The sequence below is a fragment of the Sphingomonas sp. genome (assembly GCF_031426035.1).
Taxonomy (GTDB): Bacteria; Pseudomonadota; Alphaproteobacteria; order Sphingomonadales; family Sphingomonadaceae; genus Sphingomicrobium.
In genome coordinates, this window is record NZ_JANPKO010000093.1 from 20,753 (window position 1) to 27,653 (window position 6,901).

The following is a 6,901-nucleotide window of genomic DNA, read 5'->3' on the forward strand; positions in this document are numbered from 1 at the left end:
CCCGCCTGCCGAAGCCGAAAGGGTTAAACAATGAATCAGCCAGACGCGGGCGAGGCAGGGGTGGCGCCGGGGCGCGGGCTCGGCAACCGCGTCCTCCTCCTGCTCCTGCTCGCCTACGTGTTCAACTTCGTCGACCGCCAGATCATCGGCGTGCTGGCGGTGCCGATCAAGGCCGAGCTCGGGCTCAGCGACCGCCAGCTGGGGCTGATGGGCGGGGTTGCGTTCGCTCTGTTCTACTCGACCCTGGCGCTGCCGATCGCCTGGCTCGCCGACCGCAAGAGCCGGATCGCGATCATCTCGGCCTCGGTCGCGGTGTGGAGCCTGTTTACCGCGCTGTGCGGGCTGGCGCAGAATTTCTGGCAATTGTTCGCCGCGCGGATGGGGGTCGGGATCGGCGAGGCGGGCGGGGTGGCGCCGAGCTATTCGCTGATCTCCGACTATTTCCCGCCGTCGCGCCGCGCTCGCGCTTTGGCCTTTTTCTCGCTCGGAATCCCGCTCGGCTCGGCGCTCGGCATCTTCTTCGGCGGGTGGATCGCGAGCAGCATCGACTGGCGCACCGCGTTCATCGTGGTCGGCCTCGCCGGCCTGCCCGCCGCGCTGCTGCTCAAGCTGTTCGTGCCCGAGCCGAAGCGCGGCGCCACCGATGCGGTGATGGCCGACGATGCACCGCCGTTCGCCGAGGTCGCCGCCACCCTCGCCCGCAACCCCAGCTTCTGGCTGCTGTCGTTCGGCGCCGCCTCGGGCTCGATCCTCGGCTACGGGCTGATCTTCTGGCTGCCCGCTCTGTTCACCCGCAGCTTCGGCCTGTCGCTCGGCGACATCGGCTGGTTCTACGGCTCGATCGTGCTGGTCGGCGGCATGCTCGGAACCTGGCTCGGCGGGGTCGTCGGCGACCGCTTCGGCAAGGACCGGCCGGCCGCCTACGCATTGATCCCGGCGATCTGCTTCCTGATCGCCGCTCCGGCCTACGCCGCCGGGCTGTTCGCTCCCTCGCTGACCGCCGCCTGGCTGCTGTTCGTGATTCCCCAGATGCTCGGCCTGGCGTGGCTCGGGCCGGTGCTGAGCGCGGTGCAATTGCTGGTCCCGGCGTCGATGCGCGCGACCGCCTCGGCGGCGTTCCTGCTGATCAACAATTTCATCGGCATCGGTTTTGGCGTGTGGGTGTTCGGCGAGATGTCAACGCGCATGACCGCCGCCTACGGCACCGAGGCCCTGCGCTACTCGGTGCTCTACGGCCTCGGCTTCTACGCGCTGTCGGCGATCTTCTATTTGTTCGCCGCGCGGCGCCTTGCGCGGGACTTCCACGCGCCTGCTGCACGGCCCAACGACTCCGCAACCTGAGGTTCAGCTTGGTCGGCTAGGCCGGGCGCGAACCCCGCCGGAACGGGGAACGGCGCTTGTCGCCAACCGTTAATAGCGGAATCCAAAGGAGTTTATCATGACCAGATTGTTCCTCGCCGCCGGCGTTGCCGCGCTGGCGATTGCCGCCCCGGCCAGTGCCGAGCGCGGTGAAAAAGGCGGCGGTCACAAGGCCCATGCCGCCAAAGCCGAACGTGGCGGCGGCAAGGTCCGCGTTGCCAAGGCCGAGCGCCGTGGTGGCGGCAAGGCCGTTGCGGCCAGGGCCGACCGCCGAGGCGGCGGCAAGGCGTTTGCCCGCGCCGAACAGCGCGGCGGCGGCAAGGCGTTCGCGCGCGCCGAGCGGCGCAACGACAAGTCCTTCGCCCGTGCTGAAAATCGTGGCGGCGGGCAGCGTTTCGCGATGCTCGACCGTGGCGATAAGCAGGACCGCAAGGCAGCCCGGCAGGACCGCGGCAACCGTTTCGTGGTCAACCAGCGCGGCGATGACCGCAAGGTCAAGATCAAGGCCAAGGACTTCGATCGCGACGATCGCCGCTTCGCCCGTCGCGACCGCGACAACGACCGTCAGCGCGACATCGTCCGCGCCCGCTTTGACGACGACCGCTTCGATCGCCGTGGCGATTGGGACGGCCGCCGCGACCGTCGTGACGACTGGGACGATCGCCGCTTTGCCGACCGCTACCGCGGCTGGAACGCGTCGTTCTGCCCGCCGGGCCTGGACAAGAAGGACAATGGCTGCCTGCCCCCGGGCCAGGCCAAGAAGGCCTATCTCGGCCGCCTGGTTCCGTCGCAATACCGCGACCGCCAGCTGCCCTATTATCTGCGCGAGCGGTATCGCGACAACGACGACTATTATTATCGCTACGGCGACGGCTACCTCTATCAGGTCAACCGCCGCGATAATCTGATCGCGTCGCTGCTGCCGCTGTTCGCCGGCGGCCTCGGGCTCGGCCAGGCGTTCCCCTCGGCTTACTCGAGCTATTCGATGCCGAGCTACTACCAGCCGTTCTACCGCGACAATGGGGACGATTATTACCGCTACGCCAACGGCAACGTCTACGAAATCGACCGCGACACCGGCATGATCGAGGATATCGTGCCGCTGATGGCGGGCGGCTACGGCGTCGGGCAGATGCTGCCGTACAGCTACTCGGCGTACAACGTGCCGTACCAGTATCGCGACTATTACGAGGACGACAGCGACTACGCCTATCGCTACGGCCCGGGTGCCATCTACCGCGTCGACCGCAGCTCGAACCTGGTCGATTCGGTGGTCGCGCTGCTCGCCAACGACCTCTCGGTCGGCCAGCGGCTGCCGATGGGCTACGACGCCTACAACGTGCCGCTCGACTACCGCGACCGCTACTATGACACCGCGGACAATATGTACCGGTACAACGACGGCAACATCTACCAGGTCGATCCGACGACGCAGCTGATCACCGCGATCATCTCCGCCATCGTCTGACCGCTTACCCGCGTAAATATGGAATGGCCCGGCAACCGCTGCCGGGCCATTTCGTTATCCATCCGAAATCGCTTCAGGAGAACGGGAATGACCCGCACTTTGCTCGCCCTCGGCCTCGCCACTTCGCTTGTCGCTATCGCCGCCTGTGACCAGGCCGCTGACGGCAACGCCGCCGCACCGGCCCAGACCGGCGAAGCCAAGGACGCCGCCGGCAACAAGACCATCGCCGCCAGCCTCGACCCCAACGGAAAATTCTTCGCCGCGGCCAAGGCCGCCGGGCTCGACGCCACGCTCGCCGGCCCCGGTCCCTACACCGTGCTGGCGCCCGACGACGCCGCCTTCGCCAAGCTGCCGGCCGGTGCCGCCGATACGCTGATGAAGCCCGAATCGCGCAACGAGCTGACCCGCGTGCTGACCTACCACATCCTGCCCGGGACGGTGCTCGCCGAGGACATCGCCAAGGCGATCGACAACGGCAAGGGCAAGGCCGTGCTGGCGACCATGGGCGGCGGCACGCTGACCGCGACCAAGGACGGCGACAAGGTCGTGCTGACCGACTCGGCGGGTGGCAAGGCGAGCGTGGTCAGCGGTGACCAGCGCTTCTCCAACGGAGTCGTGCACGGCATCGACACCGTGCTGATGCCGAGCGCGTCCTAGCCGCCGATACGGACGCGAAACAATCGTGGCCGTATAGAAACGCTGTAAAATTGGCTCCGCAACGGAGTTAACGGCCGGCGCCACGCGCGTCGGCCGTTGCTATATCTGGCGCTTGGAAAGGGGGCCGCTCGATGCGCGCCTTGACCGTCCGTCCGAGCGTCCCGGTCACCGCGGCAGCGATTGTCGCGGCGCTCCTCCTCGCCTCCTTCCTGCTGACCAGCGGCACGGTCCGCATCGCCTTGCTCGCCGTAACCTGCGCGCTGGTCCTGCCGGCGGCCCTGCTCACCCGCGAGCGGGCGCGCATCGGCGCGTCCAACCGCATGCTGCTGATGGCCGAGGAACTCGCCGATTTCGGCCACTGGAGGTTGGTCGCGGGTGCGGCCGCGGTCGAATGCTCGGGCCAGGCGCGCGCCATCGCGGGAATCGCGGCCCGTGCCGTCTCGCGCGCCGATGCGCTGGCGCTGATCCACCCCGCCGATCGCCGTCCCCTGCTGCGCTGCCTCGCCAAGGCCCGCGCCGGCACACCGGTCGAGTGCCGCGCCCGGTTGCGGCGGCGCGACGGCAAGCTGCGCACCATTGCCCTCAAGGTTCGGCGGGACGGAGGCGGCAACGCGGGCCGGCCGGGGCTGTTCGGGATCGTTTCGGACATCAGCGACACGATCGCGGCCGAGCGCAAGCTGATCACGACGCGCGACGCGGCGCGCGCCGCGGCCAAGGCCAAGAGCCAGTTCCTCGCCACCATGAGCCACGAGATTCGCACCCCGATGACCGGCGTGCTGGGGATGATCGAGCTGCTCCGCGGCAACCCCGCGCCGGCCGACCGCGTGCAATATCTCGACGCCATGCGCCAATCGTCGGACTTGCTGATGGCGATCCTCGACGACGTGCTCGATTTCGCCAAGATCGAGTCGGGCAAGCTCAGCCTCGACCACCATGACTTCGATTTCGCGGCGCTCGCCCGCTCGACCATCGACATGTATTCCAGCGCCGCCGCCCGCAAGGGCCTGCATCTGTCGCTGGCGCTCGATTGCCCGGCCTCGCCGGTGGTCCGCGGCGACTCCGTCCGGCTCCAGCAGGTGCTGTGCAATTTAATCAGCAACGCGGTCAAGTTCACTGCCGCCGGGCACGTCACGGTAACCGTCGCCGGCCGCCCCGGCGACGGCCCGCTGCAGTGCTGGCGGGTGGCGGTCGAAGACAGCGGAATCGGCATCCGCGCGGCCGAGCAGAAACGCCTGTTCCAGCCGTTCACCCAGGCCGACAACGCGCGCGGCCACGGCGGCACCGGGCTCGGCCTGTCGATCAGCCGGTGGCTGGTCGAGGCGATGGGCGGCACCCTGCGCCTGGTCTCGCGCCCCGCGCGCGGCTCGACCTTTTCTTTCGAGCTCGCGCTGGCCGCGGGCACGCCGTGGGCGGAAGCGGCGGCGGCGAGCCCCGCCGGCGACGGCCAGCCTGACAGTCCGCTGCGCGCCCTGCGGGTGCTGGTGGCGGAGGATAATGCGATCAGCCAGCTGGTGGTCGGCGCGATGCTCAAGCGGCTCGGCCATCAGGCCACCTGCGTCGCCAACGGCCGGCTGGCGGTCGAGGCGGCGCTGGCCGAGCCGTTCGACTGCATCCTGATGGACATGCAGATGCCCGAAATGGACGGCCTCGCCGCGACCCGCGCGGTGCGCGCCTCGGCCGGCCCGTGCGCCGACGCACCGATCATCGCCTTGACCGCCGACGCCTCGGCCGAGCGGCGGCGCTTCTACGACAATGCCGGGCTGACGGGCTTCATGACCAAGCCGATCAACTCGGAAGAATTGCGCGCGCGCCTGTCCGCGATCGCGCAACAGCCGGCGCGGTTCGCCGTCCCACCGGACGACGCCATGCCCCCCGCGGCGTCTCCGCTCGACCCGCGCCGGCTGGAAGAATTGCGCGGCGTGCTCGGGCCGCGCCGGGTCGAGGCGCTGCTCAAGCTGCTCGAGCGCGAGCTGGTCGATCGCACCGCGACCATCCGCCGGCTGGCCGCCAAGCCCGACCTGACCCCGCTGCGGCACGAAGCCCATTCGCTCAAAGGTGCGGCGCTGAGCATGGGGGCGACCGCGGTCGGGGCCGCCGCCGCCGCCCTCGAGCGGCCGCTGGCGGCGGTTCACCTCGCGCGCGCGCTGGCCGAGCTCGAGCGCCACGCCGGACTCGCCCTCACCTCGCTCGCCGTGGCAATCCCGCCACGCGCCGAACGCCGCCGCAACTCGGCCTAGACTTTTCGCTGCATCGCCACTGGCATGGGCGGTCCGGCTCGCTATAACGAACGCGAGCTTGAGGCTTCAGGGGCGGAAAAAAGCAGATGAAGGCGACGATCGAACGGGCGACACTCCTCAAGAGCCTCAGCCACGTCCAGTCGGTGGTCGAGCGCCGCAACACCATCCCGATCCTCTCCAACGTGCTGATCGAGGCCCGCGACGATGGCTCGATCCGCCTGATGGCGACCGATCTCGACCTCCAGGTCGATGAAAGCGTCCCCGCCAACGTCGACCAGGCCGGCGCCACCACCGTCTCCGCCCACACCTTGTTCGACATCATCCGCAAATTGCCCGAGGGCAGCCAGGTCGAGATCGCCGCAGCCGAGGGCAAGATGCAGGTCGTCGCCGGGCGCGCCCGCTTCAATCTCTCGACCTTGCCCCGCGACGATTTCCCGGTGATCGCCGAGGGCGAACTGCCGACCCGCTTCGAGCTCCCCGCCGCGACCCTGCGCCAGATCATCGACAAGACCCGTTTCGCCATCTCGAGCGAGGAAACCCGCTACTATCTGATGGGCATTTTCCTCCACCTCGTCGACGACCAGCTGAAAGCCGCCGCGACCGACGGCCACCGCCTCGCCCGCGTCACCGTGCCCAAGCCCGACGGCGCCGACGGCATGCCCGACGTGATCATCCCGAGGAAATGCGTCGCCGAGCTGCGCAAATTGCTCGACGAGGTCGAAGGCACCGTCGAAGTCTCGCTGTCGCCCACCAAAGTCCGCTTCGGGCTCGGCAGCGCGGTGCTCACCTCGAAGCTGATCGACGGCACCTTCCCCGATTACAACCGCGTCATCCCGACCGCCAACGACAAGCTGTTGAAGCTCGATCCCAAGACCTTCATGCAGGGCGTCGACCGCGTCTCGACCATCGCCAGCGAAAAAACCCGCGCGGTCAAGATGAGCCTCGACCGCGACCGCGTAACCTTGTCGGTGACCAGCCCCGAGAATGGCGTGGCGACCGAGGAACTCGCCGCCGACTACGGCTCGGACGGGATCGAGATCGGCTTCAACGCCCGCTATCTGATGCCCTCCGAGCCGTAGTCGGCGGCCAGCTCCTCGGTCGCCACGCCATTCTCGGGGCTGGTGACCGACAAGGTGACGCGGTCGCGGTCGAGGCTCATCTTGACCGCGCGGGTCTTTTC

General features: G+C 68.6%; 4 protein-coding genes and 2 pseudogenes. 5 read left to right on the plus strand and 1 reads right to left on the minus strand.

The window, feature by feature from the left end:
* Positions 1-30: 30 nt before the first annotated feature.
* The 5 genes and pseudogenes from RMP08_RS06385 to dnaN form a co-directional block, all read left to right on the plus strand.
* On the plus strand, positions 31-1,341 hold the full coding sequence (locus tag RMP08_RS06385) for an MFS transporter (RefSeq protein WP_310468160.1): 1,311 nt from the start codon (positions 31-33) through the stop codon (positions 1,339-1,341).
* A gap of 97 nt (positions 1,342-1,438) precedes the next feature.
* Complete coding sequence (locus tag RMP08_RS06390; RefSeq protein WP_310468161.1) at positions 1,439-2,827, plus strand: hypothetical protein; 1,389 nt, start codon at positions 1,439-1,441, stop codon at positions 2,825-2,827.
* An 87-nt stretch (positions 2,828-2,914) separates the two neighbouring features.
* Positions 2,915-3,484 (plus strand): fasciclin domain-containing protein, encoded by a 570-nt coding sequence (locus RMP08_RS06395; protein WP_310468162.1) that lies wholly within the window; start codon positions 2,915-2,917, stop codon positions 3,482-3,484.
* Positions 3,485-3,615: 131 nt separating this feature from the next.
* Positions 3,616-5,721, plus strand: a complete 2,106-nt coding sequence (locus tag RMP08_RS06400) for an ATP-binding protein (RefSeq protein ID WP_310468163.1) — start codon at positions 3,616-3,618, stop codon at positions 5,719-5,721.
* An 86-nt stretch (positions 5,722-5,807) separates the two neighbouring features.
* Positions 5,808-6,785 (plus strand): annotated as a pseudogene (gene dnaN, locus RMP08_RS06405) (DNA polymerase III subunit beta); the annotation flags it as partial.
* Here dnaN and RMP08_RS06410 read toward each other — a convergent pair.
* Positions 6,785-6,901 (minus strand): annotated as a pseudogene (locus tag RMP08_RS06410) (DNA polymerase III subunit beta); the annotation flags it as partial. The pseudogenes dnaN and RMP08_RS06410 overlap by 1 nt on opposite strands.